The organism is Chitinophaga sp. ARDCPP14 (genome assembly GCF_051362515.1).
Classification (GTDB): Bacteria; Bacteroidota; Bacteroidia; order Chitinophagales; family Chitinophagaceae; genus Chitinophaga.
On the sequence record NZ_JBKIXB010000004.1, the window covers coordinates 290,515 to 315,519 of the forward strand.

Sequence of the window (25,005 nt, forward strand, 5' to 3'; positions counted from 1 at the left end):
CAATCATCCCCCGTTTTTTTATTACATTAGCCCGAAATCTAAATCTAAAATAAACTGTTTATGAGAAAATGGCTGCTGCTGGCCTGTGCCGCGCTGTTTGTAATTCCGGTGGCATGTAAGGCCGTTAACCAGGATTCACTCTGGATGTATGAGCACTACACAAAAAAGGAAGTATACATCACCATGAGGGACGGTATTAAATTGTTTACCTCTATTTACCTGCCAAAAGATCAATCGGAGAAGCATCCCATCCTGATGACCCGCACCCCCTATTCCTGCGCGCCTTATGGCGAAAATGTCTTCCGTCCGTTGTATAAAAATCATTACAAGGAATACCTGAAAGAAGGCTACATCATGGTCATACAGGATGTAAGAGGCACCTGGATGAGTGAAGGTAAATTTGTAAATGTAAGACCTTTCAATCCCGCTAAAAAAGGGAAGAAGGATATTGATGAAGCCAGTGATACTTATGATACGATCGATTGGCTCGTAAAAAACCTCGGTGGCAACAATGGTAATGTTGGGATATTCGGTATTTCCTATCCTGGCTTCTACTCAACAATGGGCGCGCTGAGTGGTCACCCGGCCCTGAAAGCCGTGAGTCCGCAGGCGCCTGTTACGGATTGGTTTTTGGGAGATGATTTTCATCACAACGGTGCTTTCTTTATTGCAGATGCCTTTTCTTTTTATACCGTGTTTGACCATCCGCATCCCAAACCCACTACGGAAGGACCAAAAGGTATCGACTACTATACGCACGACAATTACAAATACTACCTGGAAACCGGCGCGTTGCCCAACTTCGCCAAAATCATCGGCGACAGCGTAACCTTCTGGCATGAAATGTATGCACATCCTACTTATGACAGCTGGTGGAAAGCCCGCAACGTGCGCAACTTCCTGCAAAATGTAAAACCTGCCATGCTGATTGTTGGGGGCGTGTTTGATGCGGAAGATTGCTTCGGCGCGTGGAATACCTATAAAGCAATTGAAACCAAAAGTCCGGCTACCAACAACCGTATTGTAATGGGTCCGTGGTACCACGGACAATGGGCATCCAATGATGGTACCCACCTCGGTAATGTGCGCTTTGGCAGTAACACCGCCGAATACTATGCGCAAAACGTTGAAATTCCTTTTTTCAACTATTACCTCAAAGGCAAAGGCGCTGCACCTGATATCGCAGAAGCCACTATTTTCTTCACCGGCGAAAACAAATGGAAACAACTCCCTAAATGGCCTCCGGCTAACATGGAAGATGCACCGGTTTATTTGCAGGAAGATGGCAAGCTCTCTTTTACCAAGCCCGCTGCTGCTAATAGTTTCAGCGAATATGTAAGCGATCCGGCCAAACCTGTTCCATATACAGAAGATGTGCATTTTGGACGTACCATTAACTACATGACCGACGACCAGCGCTTTGCCGCCCGCAGACCAGATGTGGCTGTATTTGAAAGTGAAGTACTGGATAAAGATATTACCCTGGCCGGCCCGGTAGTGGCAGACCTGATTGCCAGCACCAGCACTACAGATGCCGATTTCATTGTAAAAGTGATTGACGTATTCCCCGACGATTTCAAATATGAAGAAGACGCGCCTACCGAACATCGCCGGGTGCCTTCTGCCACTTACCCGATGGGCGGCTACCAGATGCTGGTACGTGGAGAGATCATGCGTGGTAAATTCCGCAATAGCTTTGAAAAGCCGGAAGCATTTGTTCCCAATCAACCTGCTGAAGTGAAATTCACGATGCCGGATGTAGCCCATACCTTCCAGAAAGGACACCGCATTATGATCCAGGTACAAAGCAGCTGGTTTCCGCTGACAGACCGGAACCCGCAGCAGTTCATGGATATTTACAAGGCCACAGATAAAGATTTTAAAAAGGCTACTATCCGCATCTATCACGATGCACAGCATCCATCCAATGTGGTGCTGCCGGTAGTGAAATAATCAATTGCCGGGATGATGCCGATGGCATCATCCCGGTATTATTACCACCGTACTTTTCCACCCCCTCCCCATTCGATCCAGTCGGAAGCTGCTCCGTTTACGGTTTTAAGTCCGAGTTGTAAAAAGCCGTATTTAGCAATGTTATAACGGATAGCCAGCCGCATAAAATAATCGCCTTTTTCATTATCTCTTTTCCACACGTAAGTACCCACCTCTGCCCTTACCTGGAAACGCTTAATATTTAATACATAGGCCAGGTGTGTGCCCATCAGCATTTTATCGCTGGGGCGAACTTCGCCGTAGCGCTGCTGGTAGGTCCAACCCAAGGAACCGTCGTAGAAACCATCCATGCCAATGCCAACGCTGCTTTTATGACTGAAGCGGTAATCATAACCCAATATCAGGGAGGCGGTGCCATAAAAGGCTTCCAGCTTTTCATCGCTGGAGGCCTGCACTACACCAAAAGCGCCGTATAAACTGATTTCATGATAACGTTGCAGCGGTGGCACCGGCGTTGTAATGAATGTAGGGCGGCGTGCGGCTTCGTATGTGGGGTCAATCTGTTGCTTTACGATACTGCGGATGGTATTATAATGATAACGCACGCCAATATTCAATCCCGCCATATTGAGCCCCAGGTTGGGCGTATGGGTGCGCCCGTTTGAAAAATGGGTAAGATCAATGCCATAAAGAAAATCGAATGAATTCGACACTTTCAGCACTCCGGTGATGCTGAAATTAACATAGGCATCCAGCTTAGACCCGATGGCGTCGTTGAGCGGGTTGGTAGTGGAGTCGTAAGGGTTCAGGTCGTATGTGATACCGAGCGACAGACCCGCTTCAAAGTGATTTCTTTTCCGGCGGTGGAAGGGCGCATAAAAAAAACCGTACACCCCGCTGGGGTTGCCGAGAATGGTAGGGTTACCGATATCGCCGGTGTAGAATCCAATGCCATAACTGGGATAGTTGAATACCCGCTGCCACTCTTTTTCCCCGGTCGACTGCCACCCCATTCTCAGTTCCAGCGACTTATAACCGTCGTTCAGCGCGTTTTTCAGCTCATCGCTGGTATAAAGATGCGTGCCCCCGTGGAGTTTCAGTTCAATAAACTTATGTCTTCCCAGGTTTGGATTCAACCTGGCTTTTTTCCACAAATCCGTGGTATCCTGTGCCGGCAGGCATCTCCCGTAAAATAACAGTAAAACAAACAGGGTAAATTTCCACATAATAAAAACAGATGAAAACAAGGTAACGTAATCGAATGTTCATCTCTGCAAAAGGCTTGCCTGTGAAATATTATATTGATTAACTTGCAGCATCTTTAAAAAGCCTTATTTTAACTAACATTTCTGTCTATTATTTATGATGTACAAAAAATACCTGTTCATAGGAGCCCTGGGATGCTTATCCGTACAAGGTTTCAGTCAGGCTAAACCTGCACCTAAGAAGCCAGTGGCCAAAACAGCCGTTAAGTCGCCGGTATTGAAAAACAAACTGGATTCCGTGAGCTACGGAATTGGGGTGAGTGTTGCGGAAAACCTCAAAGCCCAGGGACTGGAAAATGTGAATCCTGCCCTCCTGTCCAAAGCGGTACAGGATGTGTTGAAGAATAAACCATTAACACTGTCAAAAGATCAATGTGATATGAGCATAAGTAATTATCTGCAGCAGCTGAAAGCAGACAAAGCTGCCAAAAACCGCGAAGCAGGACTTAAATTCCTGGCGGAGAATAAAGTAAAACCAGGCGTGGTAACACTGCCTGATGGTTTGCAGTACCAGATCCTGAAAGAAGGCAATGGCCCTAAACCTACAGCCGCCGATAAAGTAAAAACGCATTATCACGGTACCTTAATCGATGGTACGGTGTTCGATAGCTCCGTAGACAGGGGACAACCTATCTCCTTCCCTGTGGGCGGCGTGATCAAAGGCTGGACAGAAGCGCTCCAGTTAATGCCTGTGGGCTCCAAATGGCGTCTTTTCATCCCTTCCGAGCTGGCGTACGGCGACCGTGGTGCGGGTCCGAAAATCGGCCCTGGAGCGGCGTTAATATTCGATGTGGAGCTGCTGGCGATAGAGCAGTAATGCAGCGGGTGGGCGCCTTCATAGCGCCTTCGGCGCTTTTAAATTGTCTTGGAGCAGGATTACGCTGATTATGCTGATTGAGATGATTTTCCCACCTTTTGTTGTTTGATATTTTGAGGGGATATGAAAGCGGATATTTGATTTTATTGATTTTTTTTACCTTTTTGTAATAAAATATTTTGGTGAGATAAAAGCGGATATTTGATTTTATTATAACCACCAGATTAACAAAATTCGGGGAGATAGCAGCAAATGTTTTTGCTGTTATCTCCCCGAGATATTTAGTCAAAAAATCAATAAAATCAAATACCCACTTTCATCTCCCCTCAAAATATCAAACAACAAAAGGTGGGAAAATCATCTCAATCAGCATAATCAGCGTAATCCTGCTCCAAGACAATTTAAAAGCGCCGAAGGCGCTACTCCGCTCTAAACACCCGCGGGCGGCGCTGTTCCAGCAGGAAGAAGTCGGCCAGTACCATAGCGGTCACCGCTTCCAGTACCACTGGTACGCGCAGCGCGATGCAAAGGTCGTGACGCCCCTTCACGCTGAAAGTTTCCACTTCTCCGCTTTTTATGTTGAGGGTTTGTTGTTCTTTCGGTGTGCTGGAGGTAGGTTTCACAGCGATGCGGAATACCAGCGGGTTGCCATTGGTGATACCGCCCACTACGCCGCCGGCGTGATTGGAGGCTGTTTTACCGGTTGTATCGACGATGGGATCGTTATGTTCCAGTCCTTTCATTTTAGCGGCGGCAAAGCCGGCGCCAAACTCAATGCCTTTGATAGCAGGAATCGCGAAAACGGCATGCGCCAGTGCGGATTCCAGCGAATCGAAGAAGGGTTCGCCCAATCCAATGGGGAGGCCATTTACTACGCACTCTACGATACCACCTACCGAATCTTTTGCTGCAATAGCTGCTTCCAGCCCGGCTTCCGGATCGGGGTTGCCCCCTACTTCCGTGATAGTAGCGTTTACCTGGATTTCTTCGCCCAGGATCTTTTTAGCGATTACACCGGCGGCTACCAGGTTGAGGGTGAGCCTGCCGCTGAAATGTCCGCCGCCGCGATAGTCTTCAAAGCCGCCGAACTTTTCGGTAGCTACAAAGTCGGCATGCCCCGGACGTGGGAATTCCCGCAGCTTTTCGTAATCAGTACTGCGGGTATTGTTATTTTCAAAAAGAATAGTCACCGGTGCACCGGTGGTGAAATCGTTAAAAACACCTGACTTGATAAAGGGCAGGTCTTCCTCTTTGCGGGGCGTAGTGCCCCTGGAGCCGCCTTTACGGCGTTCCAGGTCTGCCAGGAAATCTTCCTGCTTTAACGGGATACCGGCAGGTATACCATCTATATTTACGCCAACGCTGGCGCCATGTGATTCTCCAAAAACATTTACCCTGAATAATCTGCCAAAACTGTTCACACGCTGATGATTTAAAGTGAAATTATACGGTTACTGCCACTTTACCACCCAGCAATTCCAGGTGGTCATAAAATTCCGGGTAGGATTTATTGATTGCTTCTGCATTGTCGATGATCACCGGGCCATCTGCTGTGAGGGCAGCTACTGCGCAGGCCATTGCAATACGGTGGTCGTTATGTGAATGTACGTGTGCGCCTTTAATGCCGGTGCCGCCATGTACCAGCATGATATCGCCTTCGAGGTCAATGCTGATACCCATCTTGCCAAATTCTGCCTGTAGTGTTAAGCCACGGTCACTTTCTTTATGGGCTAAACGGCTAACGCCTTTTATTTTCGTAGTACCGTTACAGTTAGCCGCCAGCGCTACCAGCGGAGGGAACAGATCGGGGCAGTCGGTGGCATCTATTTCAAATGCGTTCAATCCGCCTTTTTCTATGTTTACGGTGAATACGCCGGACATTAAATGTGCCCCGGCTTTCTCCAATGCTTCCAGGATGGCTTTATCCGACTGGGCAGAGGAGGTGTTGAGATGCTGTACTTCCGCTTTACCGGCTACTGCTGCAGCAACCAGCAGGAATGCGGCGCCGCTCCAGTCGCCTTCCACCGTATAGTCGCAGGCGTTATATGCCTGTTTCTTTCCGAAATGAAAGGTTTCAAAATTCTTTTCTTCCACCTGAACGCCAAAATGCGCCATCAGTTGGAGGGTCAACGCAATGTATGGTTTGCTTTTCAAATCTGTTACGGTGATCGTTACATTTTCTGCGGCAGCACCGTAGGCCATGAGCAGGCCGGTGAGGAACTGAGAGCTGAGAGAACCATCAATCGTAATATCTTTCGGATGTAACGGGCCCTCGATATGCAGCGGCAATTTACCGCCCTGCGTGGAACACTTTACATCCAGTTGTGGTAATACTTCTTCAAAGAAATCCATCGGGCGGGTAGTTAAACTACCGTGGCCTTCTATGGTGATGGGCAGTGACGACAACGCTGCGATGGGTGTAAACATACGGATACCCAAACCGGATTCGCCGCAGTTGATTTCATCATAAAACGGTGCTACACCGTTGCTGGTGATTTCGAAATAGTCGTATTCCCGTTTGATTTTAGCACCCAGGTTTTCGGCTACTTCCAGTGCTGCCAGGCAATCATTGCTCAGGCCGGGATTACGGATAATACTCTTCCCTTTTGCCAGCAAAGCTGCTGCCACAGCGCGTTGCATGGCGCTTTTGGAAGGATTGGCCGTAACTGTGCCTTTAATGATGGCTGGTGATACAGTAACTTGCATATGTATATTTCGTCTGCCTTTAATTGATTAGAAAAAAATTTACAATTCCTGCAGTAACAACTTCAGTTCTGCAATGGGAACGGGCATGGTGGTTGCTTTCCCGATCTGTTCCAGCAACACAAAATGTATTACATCTTTCTCCCGTTTTTTATCCAGTTTAAAGATGTCGAACACCGCGTCTTTATCTGAATTAAAAGCTACGGGCAGCTGGTAATCGCTGATCAGTTTTATCAGGCGGATGGTTTGATCTGCCGGCAGGTTCATCAGCTTTTCCGAGAAGCGGGCAGCTGCTACCATTCCTATCGCTACGGCTTTACCATGCGCTATATGTTCGAGTTTTTCCACGGCATGCCCGAGGGTATGACCAAAGTTGAGCCATCTGCGGGGGCCGATTTCCAGCTCATCTTCCAGTACTACTTTCGTTTTTGCTGCTACCGATTTTTCCACCAGGTATTGCAGTACTTCCACATCACGGGCCAGTGCTTTCTCCCTGTTATTTTCGAGATAATCAAACAGCGTGGCATCCATGATACAAGCGTATTTGATAATTTCAGCAAAACCGTTGTGCCATTCTTCTGCCGGCATGGTGAGGGGCAGGGTGTAATCGAAGAGGATAAACTCCGGCTGACGGATAATGCCCAGCAGGTTTTTCTGTTTACCATGACTAACCCCGTTCTTTCCGCCAATGGAGGCATCTACCTGCGCTAATAAGGTGGTAGGTACAAAGCCAAAGGGAATGCCGCGCATGTATATGCTGGCGGCAAATCCTGCCACATCGGTGAGCATTCCGCCACCAATTCCTACCAGCGTTGTTTTGCGGTCGGCTTCGTAAGCAATAAGACCATCGATGATCTTATCTACCGTAGCCATATTCTTTAATTCTTCCCCGGAGGGCACCACAATTTTGTTCCAGTTGTGCAGATGATGACCGTGATAGTATTCTACATTTTCATCAATTACCAGTATAGCCCTGTGACGGTTTACATGATTGCCCAACTCCATCAGGCTTGCTCCTAAAAAATAGGTCGTTTCCTGTTGTTGAAACTGGTGGGTTTGTATGAGCATGGAGCGATTAGCTTTAGCTGTCAGAAAAACTACTGCCGGCTGTTGTGATTGTCCAACAGCCGGCGGCTGATGGATCTACTTATCTTCGTTCATTACTTTGTTCTGGCGGTTGATGGATTCCAGGTGAACTGCATCGAAATACTTCACGATGAAGTCTTTGGTCAGACCCAGCTTCTCACCCTTAGACACAGCGCGGTCCAGGATTTCATTCCAGCGGTTTGTTTGCAGGATGGTGATGTTATTTTCTTTCTTGTACACACCGATCTTTTCTGCAATTTTCATACGGTTGCCGAGCAACAGCATAATTTCATCATCTACCTGGTTGATCTGCGCGCGCAGTTTTTCCAGTGCGGAGTTGAAATCTTTTTTATCGGAATGTTCTCTTCTCCAGGTGATACCATCCAGCAGGTCTGCTAATTTTTCAGGCGTGATCTGTTGTTTAGCATCGCTCCATGCGTTATCCGGATCTACGTGTGTTTCCAGCATCAGACCATCGTAGTCGAGGTCGATTGCTTCCTGGGAAACTTCCTGCAGGATATCGCGGCGGCCGGAGATATGCGAAGGATCGCAGATCATTGGCAGTTCAGGCATACGGCGTTTCAGCTCAATAGCCAGGTGCCACATGGGTGCATTACGGTATTGGGTGTTGCCATAGCTGGAGAAGCCACGGTGAATTAAACCAACTTTATTGATACCTGCTTTCTGGATTCTTTCCACGGCGCCAATCCACAGTTCCAGGTCAGGATTGATAGGATTCTTAATTAAAACGGTAGTGTCCACACCTCTCAGTGCATCGGCTACTTCCTGTACAGAGAAAGGGTTTACGGTAGTACGTGCGCCTACCCACAGAATATCCACACCGAAATGCAGCGCGTCTTCCACTTGTTTGGCAGTAGCTACTTCCACCGCCAGTGGCAGGCCGGTGATTTCACGGGCTTTCTGCAGCCATGCCAATCCCTTTGTACCGATGCCTTCGAAAGAACCGGGGCGGGTACGGGGTTTCCAGATACCAGCGCGTAAAACGTCCACTTTACCTGTTTTCTGCAGGGCCAGTGCGGTGGCTAATACCTGCTCTTCGGTTTCTGCACTGCAGGGTCCGGAAATGATCAACGGCTTTTTATCGGAAGACGGATCGGAGAATTTTGTTTTAGATAATATCTGTTCCATTGTCTGTACCATAGTATTGAAGTTAAGTAGATTATCAGAATTTAGTTATTTCAGGATCTTCCTGATTTTATTGGATTTTTGAATCAATTTGTAAAAGGTGTCGTAGTCTTCGTTTTCCAGCAATGTTTTCATTTGCTGTAACTGGCTGATGTGCTCTTCCAGTACATCAAGTACATTGTTCCGGTTGTGTTTGAAGATAGGTACCCACATATCAGGGGAGCTTTTCGCCAACCGCACGGTGGATTCAAAACCACCGCTCGCCAGTTCGAAGATGCGTCCTGACTCCTTCTCTTTTTTCAGCACGGTTAAGGCCAGTGCAAAAGAAGTGATGTGGGAAATGTGGGATACATAAGCGGTGTGCAGATCATGTTCTTCCGCATTCATATATACGGTGCGCATCTGCAGCCGGTCTACCATGTTTTCCACTACTTCAAGTGCGTCTTCATCGCTGTTTTTCACATCGCAGAGCACCATCGTTTTGTTAACGAAGAGATTGCGTACAGCAGCATCGGGGCCGGAATACTCGGTGCCGGCCATCGGGTGAGCCGCTACAAAGCGTCCTCTGTTGGGATGACCGGCAACGAGTTGCAGTATTTTTTCTTTGGTAGAACCTACATCCATAATCACCTGGCCGGGGCGCGCTTTATCCATGATGGCAGGCAGGGCTTGCAGCACTGCATCCACCGGGATGGCCAGTATTACCAGGCCGGAGCGATTCATGGCATCCTCCAGGCTCGCGCCTTCATCAATGATGTTCAGTTCCAGTGCCCGTTGCAGGTGCTCCTGGTTCTGATCCACCCCGATGATCCGCTCCGCCACGCCTTTTTCCTTCAGCGTGATGGCGAGCGAGCCGCCGATTAAACCCGTTCCTATTATTGTTGCAATCATTTTACGTTGGTTTTGATACGTTCTATCGCTTCCTGGAAAACCTTTTCATCCTGGCATAAACTCACCCTGATATAGCCGTTACCGTTACTTCCGAATATTCCTCCCGGAGTAATGAATACACGTGCCTTCTGCAGTATTTCATCAGTGAGCGTATATCCGTTCTCGTTAGTGGATGGTATCTTCGCCCAAACGAACATGCCCACCTGGTTTTTATCGTAGGTGCAATGCAGCAGATCCAGTAACTGGAATACTTTTTCCCTGCGTGCACGGTAAATTTTATTTAAGTCGTCGTACCAGTCTTTTCCCAGCTGCAGTGCTTTTACAGCGGCCATCTGCATAGGCTGGAACATACCGGAATCCATATTGCTTTTGAAGCGCAGCACCTGTGCAATCCATTCTGCCTTGCCCACCAGCATACCGATACGCCATCCGGCCATATTGGATGATTTGCTGAGGGAGTTCAGCTCCAGCACCACATCTTTTGCACCTTCAAACTGCAGCAGGCTTTCGGGTTGTTCATTCAGGATGAAGCTGTACGGATTATCATGACAGATGAGGATATTATGTTGTTTGGCGAAAGCGATGAGCTTTGCGGCAAATTCCCTGTTTACTTTTGCGCCGGTAGGCATATGCGGGTAGTTTACCCACATCAGTTTCACGCGGCTCAGGTCTTTTTGTGCCAGGGCATCCAGGTCTGGCAGCCAGCTGTTTTCTTCTGTCAGGTCATAATCAACAACAGTAGCGCCACTCAGGTTCACTGCGGAGCGGTAGGTAGGGTAACCCGGGTTAGGGATCAGGGCCTCATCACCTTCCTGCAGGTAAGTCATGCAGATATGCATAATCCCTTCTTTGGAACCTATTAGCGGCAATACTTCCGTATCGGGGTTCAGGGTTACGTTGTAATAGCGTTGATACCAGTCTGCCATCGCTTTACGCAGGGCGGGAATGCCTTTGTATCCCTGGTAGTTGTGCGTATTCGGCAAAGCGGCATTTTCGTTCAATGCAGCCACCACTGAAGGATGAGGAGGCAGATCGGGGCTTCCGATACCGAGGTTGATCACCTTTGTGCCGGTTTGGTTCATTTCCTCAATTTCCCTGAGCTTTTTGGAGAAGTAGTATTCTTCTGTGCCTTGTAATCTTTTAGCAACCTGTATCTGCATAAAACTGATTAATGTGTTTTTCCTTTTTTATAAATACCCAGCACTTTCAGGTGTTCTGTGAGTGGCTCTATTTTCGATAATGCTTTTTCGAAGTGAGCGGCGTTATCAAATTCCATGTCGGCGTGGAAGTAATAATTCCATTCTTTTGCCGGAATCGGAAAGGATTGCAGCTTCGACAGGTTGATGCCGGCCACTGCAATCTGGGTAAGTACTTTAGCCAAACTGCCCCTGTCGTGGCTTGTTTGAAAGTATACAGATGCTTTGTTGGCATCTTCCGGCGTAGCGATGGGCGTACGGGATACAGCCAGAAAGCGGGTATAGTTATTTTTATTGGTGTGGATATTAGGCGCTATGATATCCAGTTCAAAGATTTCGGCGGCCAGCTTACCTGCAATAGCAGCCGTACTTTTCAGTTTCTTCTGTCTTACGTGCTTGGCACTGAGGGCGGTATCTTCTGTTTCCACCAGTTTGATATGCGGGTATTTTTCCAGGAAATCCATACACTGCAAAAGGGCCATCGGGTGAGAATGCACCTCCCTGATATCTTCCATTGTTTGCCCGGGCAACACCATGAGGTGCTGATTGATCTGGAGATAAATTTCACCGGTGATATGCAGACCGGAGTTTTTAATGAGACTGTAGTTTGGTAAGATGCTACCGGCAATTGAGTTTTCGATGGCCATCATACCTGCATCCACATCGGTTTGTTGTTTTGCTTTTTTAACCAGTTCTGCAAAGGAGGCACAGCATTCTATTTCAGTTTGTTTACCGAAATACCCCTGGGCAGCAACCTGGTGAAAAGACCCTTCAAACCCCTGTATGGCAATTTTCATGTGTATGTGATTGATTTTATTCAGTTATAGTTGCTACAGCAACTAGCTATTTAAAACAGAAAGGGTCCCGATCCGGGACCCTTTGCGCTGTACTTTTATATGTAAGTATGTTATTGCAAACGAGTCCCCTGCTTCTTCGCATAAAAGAAGTAAGAGAAGTAATAAAAAAAGTATTTGCCTGAAACTGGCTGTAACATGTACTTATTTGTTTGTTGGCATCCACTGCCGGTCATGGTATTAAAAAAGGCCTTCCGGTTCCGGAAGGCCTTTTTGTAGTTCTTTTATCTTTTACAAACGACCTCCCTATTTCTGGTACCAGAAATAATAAAAGCTAAAAAAGCCGAAAGAGGTTTGCTGCGTCATATTATTATTTGTTACTCGTTTTGAGTGTAGGACAAAAATACGGCACGATTTTAATTATCCAAGGGCTAATATCAAAAAATATGCTTTTTTTAATAATAAAGGTCCTTTATTGAATAACTTTCAAAGAAACATATTTCCGTAACCAAAAACAGGGCATAAAAAAACCGTTCAGGCTAAGCCGGAACGGTTAATTATAAATTCTAAAGTCAGATTAGTGATGAGCAGCAGCTGAATCAACAGTTTTAGCAGTAGAATCAACAGTTGCTTTTGCAGCGTCAGCTACAGAGTCAACAGCTGAAGTAGCTACCTGAGCAGCTGAATCGATAGAAGCACCAGCAGCGCTAGCAGTAGAGTCAGTACCATTTTCAGTTTTTGCACCACCGCAAGCAACTGCGAACAGACCGAAAGACAGAGCTAAGAAACCAATTTTGATTACGTTCTTCATGTTACAATTATTTAAGTTGTTTTTGAATGATTTAACCTTTATACCGGGATCACCTAAAAGGTAACCCAAACTTTTAAAAATATTTTTTTTCGCTACTTTGGGTTACCAAATGCCTAATAACTGTATTAAGAGTGAAGCAAAATCAAGACATAACAAGAGACCGGGAATTATTGCTGGGACTGGCAAAAGGCGAGGATAAGTCATTGGAAATCATCTATTCTGAGAATTTTCCGGTGGTATTACGAATGATCCTTCAGCATAATGGCTCCGAAGATGACGCAAAAGATGTGTTCCAGGAGGCCATTATAGTATTATATGAAAAGGTACAAACCAGTGATTTTACTTTAAGCAGCAGGCTAAAAACCTTTCTTTATTCGGTTTGCCGCCATCTGTGGCTTAAAAAAGTTCAACGTACCTACGGATTATATGCTTTAACGCCCGAACTGGAAGAAGTGATTCCGGCTACGGAAGAGCTGGAAGAGCACGATGCAAAGGATCAGGAATTCAGGATCATGGAAGGCGCGATGAGCAATATTGGTCAACCCTGCCAAACCATCCTGGAAGATTATTATCTGCATAAAAAATCTATGCAGGAAATAGCAGAAAAGTTCGGATACACCAATGCTGAAAACGCCAAGAACCAGAAGTATAAGTGCCTGATGCGGTTGAAGAAGTTATTTTTTGATCAATACAAAACACCACTATAAGCAGAAAGCAGCCATGAAAGAAGACATGATCTTATTACGTGAAATTGAGCGTTACCTGGAAGGGGAAATGAGCGAACAGGAGAAAACTGCTTTCGAAACTTTACGTCATACCAATCCCTTGATTAACAAACAGGTAGAAGAACATCAACTGTTCCTTCAGCACCTGGGCAATTACGGCAAACGCCAGCAGTTACAGGCAAAGCTCAACCAGATACATCAACAACTGGATATGCCAAGCCTCCGCAAACAGGCACAGGAAGAAAACCAGACTGCAAGAAGATTAACCATCCGCCGCAGAACCATTACGAACCTGGCTGCCGCTGCCTGTATAGCACTGGTTACTTCTTTATCCACCATTGCGATCATACAGAATGTATCTAAAAGTAAATCAACTGCACAATACGAAGATGTAAGAAGGGTACTGAATAATATTCAGCGTTCCCAGAATGCACTCATCAACGATATGAACAGCAAGAGCCGGGCTCCGTTAAACCCCGGCACTTATGGAGGTACTGGTTTCGCGGTATCCGGTAATGGCTATATCGTTACCAACTATCATGTAGTAGCCGGCGCCGACTCCGTATATGTTCAGAATAATAAAGGAGAGGCTTTTAAAGCCATCAGCATATTTGAAGATATTTCCAGTGATCTGGCAATACTGAAAATTGCAGATTCTACTTTTAAAAGTCAGCCCCTGCCTTATGCTTTGAAACCACAGAGCGTAAAACTGGGCGAAGAAGTATTCACCATGGGATTCCCCCGCGATGAAATTGTTTATGGCAAAGGTTATATCAGCGCCAAAACAGGTTTTAACGGGGATACCACTGCCTACCAGGTATCTATCCCGGTGAACCCGGGCAACAGCGGTGCTCCCCTGCTGGATAGCAAAGGAGATGTAGTAGGAATAGTAACCGGCAAACAAACTACTTCCGATGGTATTGCCTTTGCGGTAAAATCTGCCCACCTCAAACACCTGCTGGATGAGATGCCAAAAGACAAACAAACCAGGAAGGATTGGAATCATAAGAGCCGCCTGGAAGGAATGAACCGGGTAGATCAGATTAGGAAGCTGGAGGACTTTGTATATATGGTGAAGGTGTATAATTGAACCAACACCTATTAACATAAAAAAGCGCGGGATATAACGATTGTTATATCCCGCGCTTTTTTATGTTCCAGCCTGGTTATTTCTTCAACCAGGATTTGTATTTATCAGTAATCCAGTACAACAGATCGTTGTTATTAATGGTACGCATGGTATTATAATCAGGATAATTATCCCTCATAAACAACTGGAGTGAGTCGCCTTTAAGCCCTGTTACCCGGCTTACCAATACCGGTGTAAAGCGGGAGTCTATAAACTTCTCCTTTTCCATCTTCTCATAATTCTCTTTAAACTGCCGTTTTTGTTTTTCTTTTTTGGAGAAACGGGTAATCGGACTAAACACAATACCAGCACCTTCAGGCGTACTACCGCCAGCCAATGGCTTGTTTGGATTATCCAGGATATAGCCGTACTGGTTACGTCTTTCCATTGAATCTATCTGGTAAGGACTGTACTGGGAGGTGATTTCCACTCCTTTCAGGAACTTACCGGCAGATTCCATCACCACGTTAATGGTTTGAGTACCGGAAGTTTGGGTAACAATGATCGTATCCGGCTTGTACCCTACGAAAGTAACCAGGAGCCGGTCGTTGCGGGAGGCTGATATCCTGTAATACCCTCCCTGGTCAGAAAGCGACCGCTTCCCGGAGTTGAGATTGCTGACGGTGGCGTAGGGCAGCACCAGCTTGTTGCTGTCTGAAATCATCCCGGTAACAGTTACCTGGGCCTGTACCTTTGGAGCAAATGCCATACTGAATATACAGCCTAGTGCTATGATGCGCATGAAAACCTTCATATAAAATATAATAATTTTTACAGCCGAATCCCTTCCATTCTTTACAAACAGATCAGTATAGACATTGTTCATCTACCCTAATGAAGTACAAATTAAAGAAAATGCCACGGTGTTTTAAAAACAAATCCTTCCACCCCGGGGGCGGAAGGATCGCTGTATTTAAAATTTCAGGTTGTACCAATCAGGCAGACTTCAGTAAATCGATCACTTCGTCCCGGCTTTTACCCAATTTCTGCTGCAGTTTTCCGATCAATTTATCTTCTTGTCCTTCTTCGTACAACAGGTCATCGTCGGTCAGGTCTGCATACTTTTGTTTCAGGGTACCTTTTATTTCGTTCCACTTTCCTTTGATCTGTAACTTGTCCATAATCTTTCAATTTATATGGTGATATAATCGGGTTGCTTATGAACATGAAGAGCCAAAGAATATGCCATCACCCTTATTTTATAAAGATACCTGGATGCGGGTACTGAAAACCCTGCTTTCGCCGGCAGCCAGCTGAACCAGTCCGAGTCCGTTGTTAAAGGCGTCCGGCGCGCCGCTGAGGTTTTCTACAGCGATGCTGGTACGGTGCGGTGGAATATATATCTGCAGGATGGGATAGCTATTTTCGGGATAGAAGGCAATGTTGATATTTTTCTTCGGATCGTGGATCGTGGCCAGCGGTTGTGGCTTTGTGAGATCCAGTACAAAAGAATTATCCAGCTCCACGTCTTTCAACACCTTTCCTTCAACAAATTCGGTATATGGCAAAACGTTTCCTGTAGGCAGCAGTTTTTCATTGAACTCCACTATTTCTTTGGAAGCGAAGGTAAGTACCAGCTCATCTACCGGTGTACCTGTGCTGAAGTATGGATGCCAGCCATCCATCACGGGAATGGCAACGCCACTCTTATTCACGAGCGTGGTATTCAGCTGCAGGTCGTTGCCGGCCCGCAGGGTAAAGGTAGCGATGCAGTCGTATGCAAAGGGGTACCCTGCATCATCGGTTTGTTTAAAATGATGGGTAAGGGTTACCGATGCCTGCTGGTCATCTGCCTGTTGCGCTGTTACGGTAAAGGGCGCATCATATAATAAGCCGTGGATGGCATTTCCGGGTGCCAATGTTTTCTGGATAGTGTAGGGTTTGCCTTCCCAGGTATATTGTGCATCCTTCATGCGGCATGCATAGGGACTAAGTTTTACGCTTTTGAAGCTGGTGCGGAGATTTGCTTCCAGGTCGGCGATATCTTTGTAACTATCTATCAGATTCAGTGGTCCTGTTGTATGCTTTACTTTGAAAGCGTGCAGCAGTGCGCCGAAAGAAGGAATTATTTCCACCTGTGTACCTGCTTCGAGATCCTGGAGCGCAATGATGTCAAATCCTGCCTCTTGAAAAGAATGGATGCCAAATTTCATTGTTCATTATTTTGGAAGAAAAATAAAACATTTTGGGATTTTACTTTGGGATTATTTGGTAACAGCCATTTGTTGCTACCGGTAATCCAAAGAAAAATCCCAATAGTATATTAGATGCTTGCGTTGATCAGGTTTTCCAGCCATTCCTGTTTGCCGCTGGTTTGTTTAGGCTCTCCATTTGCCACTGCAAAATTGCGGAGGTCTTCCAATGTAAGTTTACCCGCTTCAAATTCCTGTCCTTTACCGCTGTCGAAAGACGCGTACCGGTCCTGGCGGAATTTTTTATACGGTGTGGCGGTCAATACTTTTTCTGCAACAATAGCAGCTCTTGCGAAAGTATCGATGCCACCTATGTGTGCGTGGAAGATGTCTTCCAGGTCGGTGGAGTTACGACGGGTTTTTGCGTCGAAGTTTACGCCGCCGCCGGCAAATCCGCCAGCTTCGAGAATAACCAGCATGCTTTCAATGAGGTCGTTGAGGTTGGTGGGAAACTGATCGGTATCCCAGCCATTTTGCGCATCCCCGCGGTTAGCATCGATGCTGCCCAGCATCCCCGCATCTACTGCCACCTGCAGTTCGTGCTGGAAGGTATGGCCAGCCAGTGTTGCGTGGTTTACTTCGAGGTTCAGTTTGAAATCTTTATCGAGACCAAACTGGCGCAGGAAGCCGATCACTGTGGCGGCATCATAATCGTATTGGTGCTTGGTAGGCTCGCAGGGTTTAGGCTCAATAAAGAAGGTGCCTTTAAAACCCTGTGCCCTCGCGTAATCGCGGGCCATGCCCAGGAAACGGCCCAGATGTTCCTGTTCGCGTTTCATATTGGTGTTGAGCAGGGTCATATATCCTTCACGACCGCCCCAGAATACATAGTTTTCGCCGCCCAGTGCGATGGTGGCATCCAGTGAATTTTTCACCTGGGTACCTGCATAGGCCAATACGGCGAAATCAGGATTGGTAGCAGCGCCGTTCATATAGCGCGGGTTACTGAATACATTGGCAGTGCCCCATAACAGTTTTACACCGCTGGCTTGTTGTTTCTGTTTAGCATAGGCAACGATCTGCTGCATACGGCTTTCATATTCTGCGATGTTGGCGCCTTCGTCTACCAGGTCTATGTCATGAAAGCAGTAGTAAGGAAGCCCCATTTTGGTAATGAACTCAAAAGCTGCGTCCATCTTGTCTTTAGCACTCTGATTCGCATCCGGGGAAGCGAGCCAGGGGAATTGTTTGGTACCAGGACCAAAAGGATCACCACCTGTTCCGCAGAAGGTATGCCAGTAGGACACGGCAAAACGGAACAGTTCTTTCATAGATTTACCCGCGATGAGGCGGTTTTCATCATACCATTTATACGCCAGCGGGTTATCTGACTGTGGTCCTTCAAACTGTATTTTACCAATCCCTTTGAAATACTCGTTGTTTCCTAATGTAATACTCATAACTAATATGGTTTTTTAAAATGCCAGATCTACTTATATGTTTCCGTTAATGCATCAGGGTACGAAGACCGTTCAGCCAGTTGCCATAAACATCCCGGTATTGTGATTGCAGGGCGGGATCCGGTTCTATTACTGCGAGGCATTCCATGCCACGGAAAGCATCTGCCATGCTAACATAACCGGCGCCTATTGCTGCGCCGCGGGCTGCGCCCTGTGCTCCATCTGTATTATATAGTTCTATCACAACATTGGCGGTATTGGAAAAAGCTTCCCGGAATAAGGGGCTGAGGAACATGTTGGCATGTCCGGCTCTTACGCGATGGATGCTGAGGTCCATTTCAGCCATGATATCCATGCCATAGTTGAGACCAAACACGATGCCTTCCTGTACGGCACGCATAATGTGCGCGCGGCTGTGGCGGTTGAACTCAAGGTTGCGGAGGGTAGCGCCGAGGCTCCTGTTTTCCAGGATACGTTCCGCACCATTGCCAAAAGGAAATACCTGCAGGCCGTTGGCGCCTATCGGCGCCTGTTGCGCCAGGGTATTCATTTCGGGATACGTGATATCACCTACCAGGTTTTTGAGCCAGCTGTTGGCAATGCCGGTACCATTGAGGCACATGAGCACCCCATTTCTCGTATGGGCGTGGTCGTTATTCACATGCACAAACGTGTTGACGCGACTTTGCTGGTCGAAGCTGTTTTTATCGTGCACGGCATATACAACGCCTGAGGTTCCTGCCGTGGTGGCGGCTTCACCGGGTTGCAGCACATTGAGAGAAAAAGCATTGTTAGGCTGATCGCCGGCGCGGTAGGTAACCGGTGTGCCGGGCGCCAGTTTCAGTGTAGCAGCTGCAGCCGCTGTAAGCTGGCCCTGGATGCCGAACGTAGGTACGATGGCAGATAGCAGTTGTTCGTCTATGTTATAATATTTCAGTAATGATTTGGAAACTGCATTTTCCTCAAAATCCCAGAAGGTACCTTCTGATAAGCCCGAGATGGTGGTGCAGGCTTCGCCGGTTAATTTCATGGCAATGAAATCGCCGGGCAACATTACTTTATGAATGCGTTCATAAATATGCGGTTCATTTTCCTGGATCCAGCGAAGCTTCGAGGCGGTAAAATTACCGGGTGAGTTCAGCAGGTGCTCCAGACAGTACTGTTCGCCAAGTGCTTTAAAGGCAGTATTGCCGGTATTTACAGCGCGGCTGTCGCACCAGATAATGGCCGGGCGCAGCACCTGCTGTTGTTTATCCACACACACCAATCCGTGCATCTGGTAGGCAATACCTATTCCTTTGATCTGTGCAGGATCCACTGTAAAGCGGTTCAGCAGCAGTTCCGTAGCGTGAACAATTTCCTTCCACCAGCTCTCGGGGTCTTGTTCTGCCCAGTCGGCGTGTGGTACATCAATGGCCATCTCTTTTTCGGGGCAGGTGGCGGTGGCCACGCAGGCGCCGGTGTCAGCGTTAAGCAATGCTGCTTTGATAGATGATGACCCAATATCGTATCCTATAAAGTACATAACGTGAGAAATTAACAATCTGAAAAAGGACCGGATATTTTACGACAGGAAAATGTCCTAAAATATCCGGATACCAAAATAATAAAATGTTCTTATTACCAGAATACAGTGTACAAGGCGATAAGGATACCAACAATCAGTAAGGCGCCCACCGTAAAGCCCAGGTTGGGTTTAAACATGCTGGCATCGATAGCCAGTCCTTTCGGATTGTTCACACTGCGTTTATCCGACAACGTGATAATGATCATACCTACTACGCACACTACAAACACCAGTCCCATACGATCGATGAAAGCCATTTCGTATAACCCGCTGTCCGGGTTCAGTGCGGCAAAGCCAAGCTGATGCAAAGGTTCCAGGTTCACCCATGCCGGCATAAACTTCAGGAAGAAGGAAAGGAGTAAACCACCAATCATCGCAAACATGGCTGCGCTGGAGGTTGTCCGTTTCCAGAAAAACCCGAGGGCAAACATGGCGAATACGCCCGGAGAAACAAAGCCGGTATATTCCTGGATAAACTGGAAACCACCTTTTTTATCTATGCCAAGGAAGTTGGAGATCACGATTGCGATGATCATGGTGATAATTACCACAGCACGGCCCACGCCTACGATCTTCTTTTCATCGGCATCTTTGTTATATATCTTCTTATAAATATCCAGGGAATAAATGGTGGAAATACTGTTGGCTTTACCTGCCAGGGAAGCCACCACCGCAGCTGTTAAAGCAGCAAACGCGAGTCCTTTTAAACCGGAAGGCAGGAGATTGAGCAATACCGGGTAAGCGTTATCCGGGTTCAGGGAACCTCCTTTCATCATGGATTGTGCAAAGTCGCCGTGATTCTGGGCATACAGTACATAAGCCGCAATACCAGGTAATACTACGATCACCGGCATCAGGAGTTTCAGGAAGCCTGCAAACAGTAATCCCTGACGGGCAGTTTTCAGATCCGCACCCAATGCACGCTGCGTAATATACTGATTACATCCCCAGTAATTCAGGTTTACGATCCACATCCCCCCTATCAGCACGCTCAGGCCGGGCAGATCGAGGTACTTGGGATTTTCTTTATGAAGGATCATATGGAAATGATCGCTGGCATGTTGCGTCATCAGGGAGAAGCCTCTTAATACGCCTTTTTCGCCGAAGTGCTCAGACACCAGCTGTAATGCCAGGTAGGTAGTGGCTAATCCGCCGAGGATAAGGAAAAACACCTGTATCACATCGGTGTAGCCGATCACCTTCATCCCTCCCAGTGTAATGAGGATGGCGAAGAAGGCCAGCGCCACCATACACACATAGAAGTTAATACCGGAGATCGTGGACACCGCGAGGGCGCCAAGGTACAGGATAGAAGTAAGGTTTACCACCACATACAATAACAGCCAGAAAACGGCCATGATGGTACTTACCGTTTGATTATACCTGCGTTCCAGGAACTGGGGCATGGTATAGATCTTATTTTTCAGGTAAATCGGCAGGAAAAATACTGCCACCACGATGAGCGTAGCAGCCGCCATCCATTCGTAAGTGGATATGGCCAGCCCCATACTGAATCCGTTTCCGGACATCCCGATAAACTGCTCCGCAGAAATATTGGAAGCAATGAGCGATGCGCCGATAGCCCACCAGGTAAGGGAACCTTCTGCCAGGAAAAAGTCTTTGGAATCCGTTGTGGTCTTCTTCTTTTTCTGATAGATATAGTAACCATAACCAGCCACTATTAAAAAATATACCAGGAATACCAGGTAATCAAAGATGTGTAAGGATTTTGTTTGCATAACGTTCAAACGTGGTTATAAAAAATTTAGCGGATCAATATACATAATAAATGTAAAAAATACGCTTACAATTGTTTTTTTTGCGTGAAATAAAAAAACGCGAGGGCTGCCGCGGTTTACCGGGTGTTAAAACTATACATTTAAATTGCTCATCATAGTGCATTTATGTAAAAAGAAACAATTGATACCCTTTACTTTCACAAAAGGTACCTGTGAACGGAATAAAATATCTTCCAGGTTGATTTCCTTTCCTTTATGGGGGTGGGGAATTGTCAACTGAATGCCTGGTAGCGTGGAAATAAAAAATAAATATAGAGCACAGAAAACCGGGAAGCAAGTTTTTCCGCTCCGTCGGGAAAAAACATTTTAATCAATGGGCAGGTCGGGGCAAATCCCGCGGGCGCCTTCAGGACTCCAGTGCCATTACAGCGATGTTATCCCCGATTACAGAACCGATGGCCACTCCCATTCCTCCCATGCGTACGCCCATGATCACATTATTCGTATGTGCTTTTACGATAGGTTGTTTTGTTTTACCAAAAGCCATGATACCCGTCCACTTGTCGGCTATGGTTACCTCTCTGCCGGGCAGTATTACGGTGCGCAGCAATACTTCCAGTTCGTGCTGGATCCGGTCGTTGAACCGGAAGTCGGTGGAAGTTTCCCCGGCGAAGTCGAGCTGGCGGCCACCGCCAAGCAGTACCCTTCCTTCCAGTTCCCTGAAATAATAATATCCTTCTTCCATGTGGAAAACGCCTTTAAAGGGCAGGTCTTTTACCGGTGTGGTGATCAGCACCTGTCCCCTGCCGGGCACTACTTCTTCCTCCGGGAGCAGCCGGCGGGTAAAGGCATTGGTGCAGATGAGCACCTTACGGGCTGAAAAGGCAATATCTTCTTCCAGGGTATGATGCGGCACGATAACGTTCACACCTGTATGAAAATCGTCTATTGTTTTCACGGTGCAACCGGTTTTAATTTCCACTCCTTTTAATACAGCTGTATCGATCAGCGCCCGCATCATTTTGCCGGTATGCAGTTCACCCTCAAAATTATTGCGGATAAGTGCTTTTACATATGCTGAGGCAAAACCGAAAGCAGGAAGACGGTCGTTTGCCAGCGTGAATGCGGGTTCTCCGTTGAAGAGCTCACCCAGGATGTGATTTACTTCCGGGAGCTGGTGCAGGGCCCATTCTTCGCGGGGGCCAATCAGTTCATGGCTGCCATTTTCCTGGTAGCCGATGGTGGTATCGCCGAGGCGGCTGCGCAGCAGGCGTAAGCCTTGCAGCCGCAGCCGGACCAGGTCCCTCACCGCATCTGTGGGCATTGTTTGCAGATCGGTCAGTATTTCGGTGAGGCTTCCGATGCAGGCGAAGCCGGCATTTTTGGTACTGGCGCCGGTGGGCAAAATGTCCCGTTCCAGCACCAGTACCCGGCAGCCGGGCGCTCTTTCTTTCAGGCTGATGGCAGCCGACAGACCAACGATACCGCTGCCGATAATGATATAGTCGTATTGCAACAAGCTTTCCTTCTCCCAGAAACTTAACATACTTGATATTTATACAGTGCCTACAGATCCGCCGTCTACCCGGAATACCGCGCCTGTGATGAAGGAGGCGTGATCAGAAGCCAGGAACGCCACTATGCTGCCGGTTTCTTCCGGGGTGCCGGGGCGGCCCAACACCTGGTAGGGACGGTTTTCTTTCAGGAATTCTTTGGCAGCTTCGGCGATAGAAATATTTTTTTCTTTTGAGATGCCTTCCAGCATTTCATCTACCAGTGGTGTTTTGATAAATGCCGGCGAAACGGTGTTTACCAGGATATTATCTTTTCCGTAATTCTGCGACAGCGTTTTTGAATAGTTATTCAATGCGGCCTTTGTAGCATTGTAATGGCCCATGTTGGGGTCCGGCTGTTCCGCATTTTCGGAGGAGATGTTGATGATCCTGCCGCCACCCTGCTTTTTCATGTGAGGAATTACCAGCTGGGTGAGCGCTACCAAGCCGAAGAAATTGACTTCAAATACCTGCCGCCACTGCGGCATGCTGATGGTGTCCAACGGACCGAATGCGTCTATACCGCCGGCGTTATTTACGAGGATATCGATGTGACCGAGCTGCTGCACCGTGGTAGTGACCAATTGCTGCAGGTCCGCTTCTTTTGTCATATCTGCTACCACCGCCAGCACGTCCAGTCCCTGCAGGCGGAACATAGCGGCTGTATCTTCCAGTTCATCGGCATTACGGGCGGTGATCACTACAGTAGCGCCTTCCTGCAACAAAGACGCCGCGATCCCTTTGCCTATACCTTTACTGCCACCGGTAACGATGGCTACCTTTCCTTTTAAATTAAGCTCCATGATCTTATATTTTAGACCAAAAATAAAAACCGGGTATCTGTTTATTACTGTATAAGTTATTGAAAAAACAGTAAAAGCAGCTGTTTAACCCCGCAGGATTCCGGATAGTACAAATTATGTAGCTTCGGGGGACTAAAATTATACACCATGATTGCGACAAAAGCTTATGCTGTGCAGGATGCTGCATCACCGTTGGGTCCCTGGAATTTTGAACGCAGAGAGCCGGGACCGCATGATGTGCAGATTGAAATCCTTTATTGCGGGGTATGTCATTCCGATATTCACCAGGTGCGGAATGAGTGGGGCAATTCAATTTACCCGATGGTTCCCGGCCATGAAATAGTGGGGCGGATCACCAAAGTGGGTGATCATGTCACCAAATTCAAGGTGGGCGATCTGGCGGGGATAGGTTGCTTTGTGGATTCGTGCCGGGTGTGCGATCCCTGCAAATCCGGAGAGGAACAATATTGCATCACCGGTGGCGCCAGTACCTATAATGGTTACGAAATGGACAGAAAAACGCATACCTATGGCGGATATTCCACCCATATTGTAACAGATGAAAAATATACGTTGAAGGTTTCTGATAAGCTGCCGCTTGAGGGAGTAGCGCCGCTGTTATGCGCTGGCATCACCACTTATTCCCCGCTTCGCCACTGGAAAGTAGGCAAAGGTCATAAAGTAGCGGTAGTGGGTTTGGGCGGTCTGGGCCACATGGCGGTAAAGCTTGCGGCGTCTATGGGGGCTGAGGTAACGATGCTGAGCACCTCTCCCTCCAAGGAAGCGGATGCCCGCCGGCTGGGCGCCCATCATTTCGCGCTGATGACAGATAAAGCGCAGGTAAAGCAGCTCTACAGTCAATTCGATTTTATCATCAATACTATTTCCGCCCCCCACGATTACACGACTTACCTGAACCTCCTGAACCTGGATGGTGTGATGATTTGCCTGGGAGTGCCACCGGAACCGTCCGTGGTACCGGCCTTCAACCTGATCATGGGACGCAGGAGCATTGCCGGATCATTGATCGGCGGCATCCGCGAAACGCAGGAAATGCTGGACTACTGTGCGGAGCATAATATTACCAGTGATGTGGAAGTAATTAATATTAAGGATATCAATACCGCTTATGAGCGGATGCTGAAGGGTGATGTGAAGTACCGGTTTGTAATTGATATTGCCAGTTTGAAATAAGTGTAGCCGGAGTGGCCACTTTATTTATACCCGTTCCGGTA

At 47.3% G+C, this 25,005-nt stretch carries 22 protein-coding genes; 5 read left to right on the forward strand and 17 right to left on the reverse strand.

The genetic code is table 11. The features are described 5' to 3' along the window. The first annotated feature begins 60 nt into the window (after positions 1–60). On the forward strand, positions 61–1,953 hold the full coding sequence (locus tag ACLHR0_RS13610) for a CocE/NonD family hydrolase (protein ID WP_436487266.1): 1,893 nt from the start codon (positions 61–63) through the stop codon (positions 1,951–1,953). A 41-nt stretch (positions 1,954–1,994) separates the two neighbouring features. On the opposite strand, the gene ACLHR0_RS13615 is transcribed toward ACLHR0_RS13610, so the two are convergent. After that, positions 1,995–3,179, reverse strand: coding sequence for an acyloxyacyl hydrolase (locus ACLHR0_RS13615; protein ID WP_436487268.1), 1,185 nt, complete (start codon positions 3,177–3,179; stop codon positions 1,995–1,997). 136 nt (positions 3,180–3,315) lie between these two features. Here ACLHR0_RS13615 and ACLHR0_RS13620 point away from each other — a divergent pair, with 136 nt between their 5' ends. After that, on the forward strand, positions 3,316–4,035 hold the full coding sequence (locus ACLHR0_RS13620) for an FKBP-type peptidyl-prolyl cis-trans isomerase (protein ID WP_436487270.1): 720 nt from the start codon (positions 3,316–3,318) through the stop codon (positions 4,033–4,035). A 419-nt stretch (positions 4,036–4,454) separates the two neighbouring features. On the opposite strand, the gene ACLHR0_RS13625 is transcribed toward ACLHR0_RS13620, so the two are convergent. The 8 genes from ACLHR0_RS13625 to ACLHR0_RS13660 all read right to left on the reverse strand — a co-directional run bounded on the left by ACLHR0_RS13625 (position 4,455) and on the right by ACLHR0_RS13660 (position 12,662). Continuing rightward, the gene (locus tag ACLHR0_RS13625; protein WP_436487271.1) at positions 4,455–5,456 is read right to left on the reverse strand and encodes a chorismate synthase; all 1,002 of its coding nucleotides are present in this window, start codon (positions 5,454–5,456) and stop codon (positions 4,455–4,457) included. 22 nt (positions 5,457–5,478) lie between these two features. Beyond that, positions 5,479–6,741 (reverse strand): 3-phosphoshikimate 1-carboxyvinyltransferase, encoded by a 1,263-nt coding sequence (gene aroA, locus ACLHR0_RS13630; RefSeq protein ID WP_370912377.1) that lies wholly within the window; start codon positions 6,739–6,741, stop codon positions 5,479–5,481. Positions 6,742–6,780: 39 nt separating this feature from the next. After that, the gene (aroB, locus tag ACLHR0_RS13635) at positions 6,781–7,806 is read right to left on the reverse strand and encodes a 3-dehydroquinate synthase (protein WP_436487272.1); all 1,026 of its coding nucleotides are present in this window, start codon (positions 7,804–7,806) and stop codon (positions 6,781–6,783) included. 75 nt (positions 7,807–7,881) lie between these two features. After that, entirely contained in the window at positions 7,882–8,985 is a 1,104-nt protein-coding gene (locus ACLHR0_RS13640) for a chorismate mutase (protein WP_227024498.1), read from the reverse strand. A 33-nt stretch (positions 8,986–9,018) separates the two neighbouring features. Beyond that, positions 9,019–9,861 carry a prephenate dehydrogenase gene (locus tag ACLHR0_RS13645; RefSeq protein WP_370912375.1) on the reverse strand — a complete coding sequence of 281 codons (843 nt, stop codon included), beginning with the start codon at positions 9,859–9,861 and terminating at the stop codon, positions 9,019–9,021. Next, positions 9,858–11,021, reverse strand: a complete 1,164-nt coding sequence (locus tag ACLHR0_RS13650) for a pyridoxal phosphate-dependent aminotransferase (protein WP_370912374.1) — start codon at positions 11,019–11,021, stop codon at positions 9,858–9,860. The genes ACLHR0_RS13645 and ACLHR0_RS13650 overlap by 4 nt, the downstream gene beginning before the upstream one ends. Positions 11,022–11,029: 8 nt before the next feature. Beyond that, positions 11,030–11,854: a prephenate dehydratase gene (locus ACLHR0_RS13655; RefSeq protein WP_370912373.1), complete on the reverse strand. Its 825-nt coding sequence runs from the start codon at positions 11,852–11,854 to the stop codon at positions 11,030–11,032. Between the two features lie 574 nt (positions 11,855–12,428). After that, positions 12,429–12,662: a hypothetical protein gene (locus tag ACLHR0_RS13660; RefSeq protein ID WP_370912372.1), complete on the reverse strand. Its 234-nt coding sequence runs from the start codon at positions 12,660–12,662 to the stop codon at positions 12,429–12,431. A 131-nt stretch (positions 12,663–12,793) separates the two neighbouring features. On the opposite strand from ACLHR0_RS13660, the gene ACLHR0_RS13665 reads away from it, so the two are divergent. Both ACLHR0_RS13665 and ACLHR0_RS13670 read left to right on the forward strand, forming a co-directional pair. Continuing rightward, positions 12,794–13,369: an RNA polymerase sigma factor gene (locus ACLHR0_RS13665; RefSeq protein ID WP_436487275.1), complete on the forward strand. Its 576-nt coding sequence runs from the start codon at positions 12,794–12,796 to the stop codon at positions 13,367–13,369. After that, complete coding sequence (locus tag ACLHR0_RS13670) at positions 13,344–14,477, forward strand: S1C family serine protease (protein ID WP_436487277.1); 1,134 nt, start codon at positions 13,344–13,346, stop codon at positions 14,475–14,477. Before ACLHR0_RS13665 ends, ACLHR0_RS13670 begins: the two co-directional genes overlap by 26 nt. A gap of 76 nt (positions 14,478–14,553) precedes the next feature. Here ACLHR0_RS13670 and ACLHR0_RS13675 read toward each other — a convergent pair whose 3' ends face one another. From ACLHR0_RS13675 to ACLHR0_RS13710, 8 genes are all read right to left on the reverse strand, one after another. Next, a complete protein-coding gene (locus tag ACLHR0_RS13675) occupies positions 14,554–15,270 on the reverse strand; it encodes a carboxypeptidase-like regulatory domain-containing protein (RefSeq protein ID WP_429050898.1) in 717 nt (238 codons plus the stop codon). 181 nt (positions 15,271–15,451) lie between these two features. Continuing rightward, on the reverse strand, positions 15,452–15,637 hold the full coding sequence (locus ACLHR0_RS13680; protein WP_429050900.1) for a CsbD family protein: 186 nt from the start codon (positions 15,635–15,637) through the stop codon (positions 15,452–15,454). 78 nt (positions 15,638–15,715) lie between these two features. Next, positions 15,716–16,669: an aldose 1-epimerase gene (locus ACLHR0_RS13685; protein WP_436487281.1), complete on the reverse strand. Its 954-nt coding sequence runs from the start codon at positions 16,667–16,669 to the stop codon at positions 15,716–15,718. 110 nt (positions 16,670–16,779) lie between these two features. Then, positions 16,780–18,108 (reverse strand): xylose isomerase, encoded by a 1,329-nt coding sequence (gene xylA, locus ACLHR0_RS13690; RefSeq protein WP_429050904.1) that lies wholly within the window; start codon positions 18,106–18,108, stop codon positions 16,780–16,782. Positions 18,109–18,154: 46 nt separating this feature from the next. Beyond that, complete coding sequence (locus ACLHR0_RS13695) at positions 18,155–19,633, reverse strand: xylulokinase (RefSeq protein WP_436487284.1); 1,479 nt, start codon at positions 19,631–19,633, stop codon at positions 18,155–18,157. A 95-nt stretch (positions 19,634–19,728) separates the two neighbouring features. Continuing rightward, positions 19,729–21,414: a sodium/sugar symporter gene (locus ACLHR0_RS13700; RefSeq protein ID WP_429050906.1), complete on the reverse strand. Its 1,686-nt coding sequence runs from the start codon at positions 21,412–21,414 to the stop codon at positions 19,729–19,731. A 406-nt stretch (positions 21,415–21,820) separates the two neighbouring features. Further along, positions 21,821–22,960, reverse strand: coding sequence for an NAD(P)/FAD-dependent oxidoreductase (locus ACLHR0_RS13705; protein WP_429050908.1), 1,140 nt, complete (start codon positions 22,958–22,960; stop codon positions 21,821–21,823). A 9-nt stretch (positions 22,961–22,969) separates the two neighbouring features. After that, the gene (locus ACLHR0_RS13710) at positions 22,970–23,770 is read right to left on the reverse strand and encodes an SDR family NAD(P)-dependent oxidoreductase (protein ID WP_436487287.1); all 801 of its coding nucleotides are present in this window, start codon (positions 23,768–23,770) and stop codon (positions 22,970–22,972) included. A gap of 147 nt (positions 23,771–23,917) precedes the next feature. Between ACLHR0_RS13710 and ACLHR0_RS13715 the strand changes: the two genes are divergently transcribed. Next, positions 23,918–24,964: an NAD(P)-dependent alcohol dehydrogenase gene (locus tag ACLHR0_RS13715; protein WP_370912361.1), complete on the forward strand. Its 1,047-nt coding sequence runs from the start codon at positions 23,918–23,920 to the stop codon at positions 24,962–24,964. Positions 24,965–25,005 lie beyond the last annotated feature (41 nt).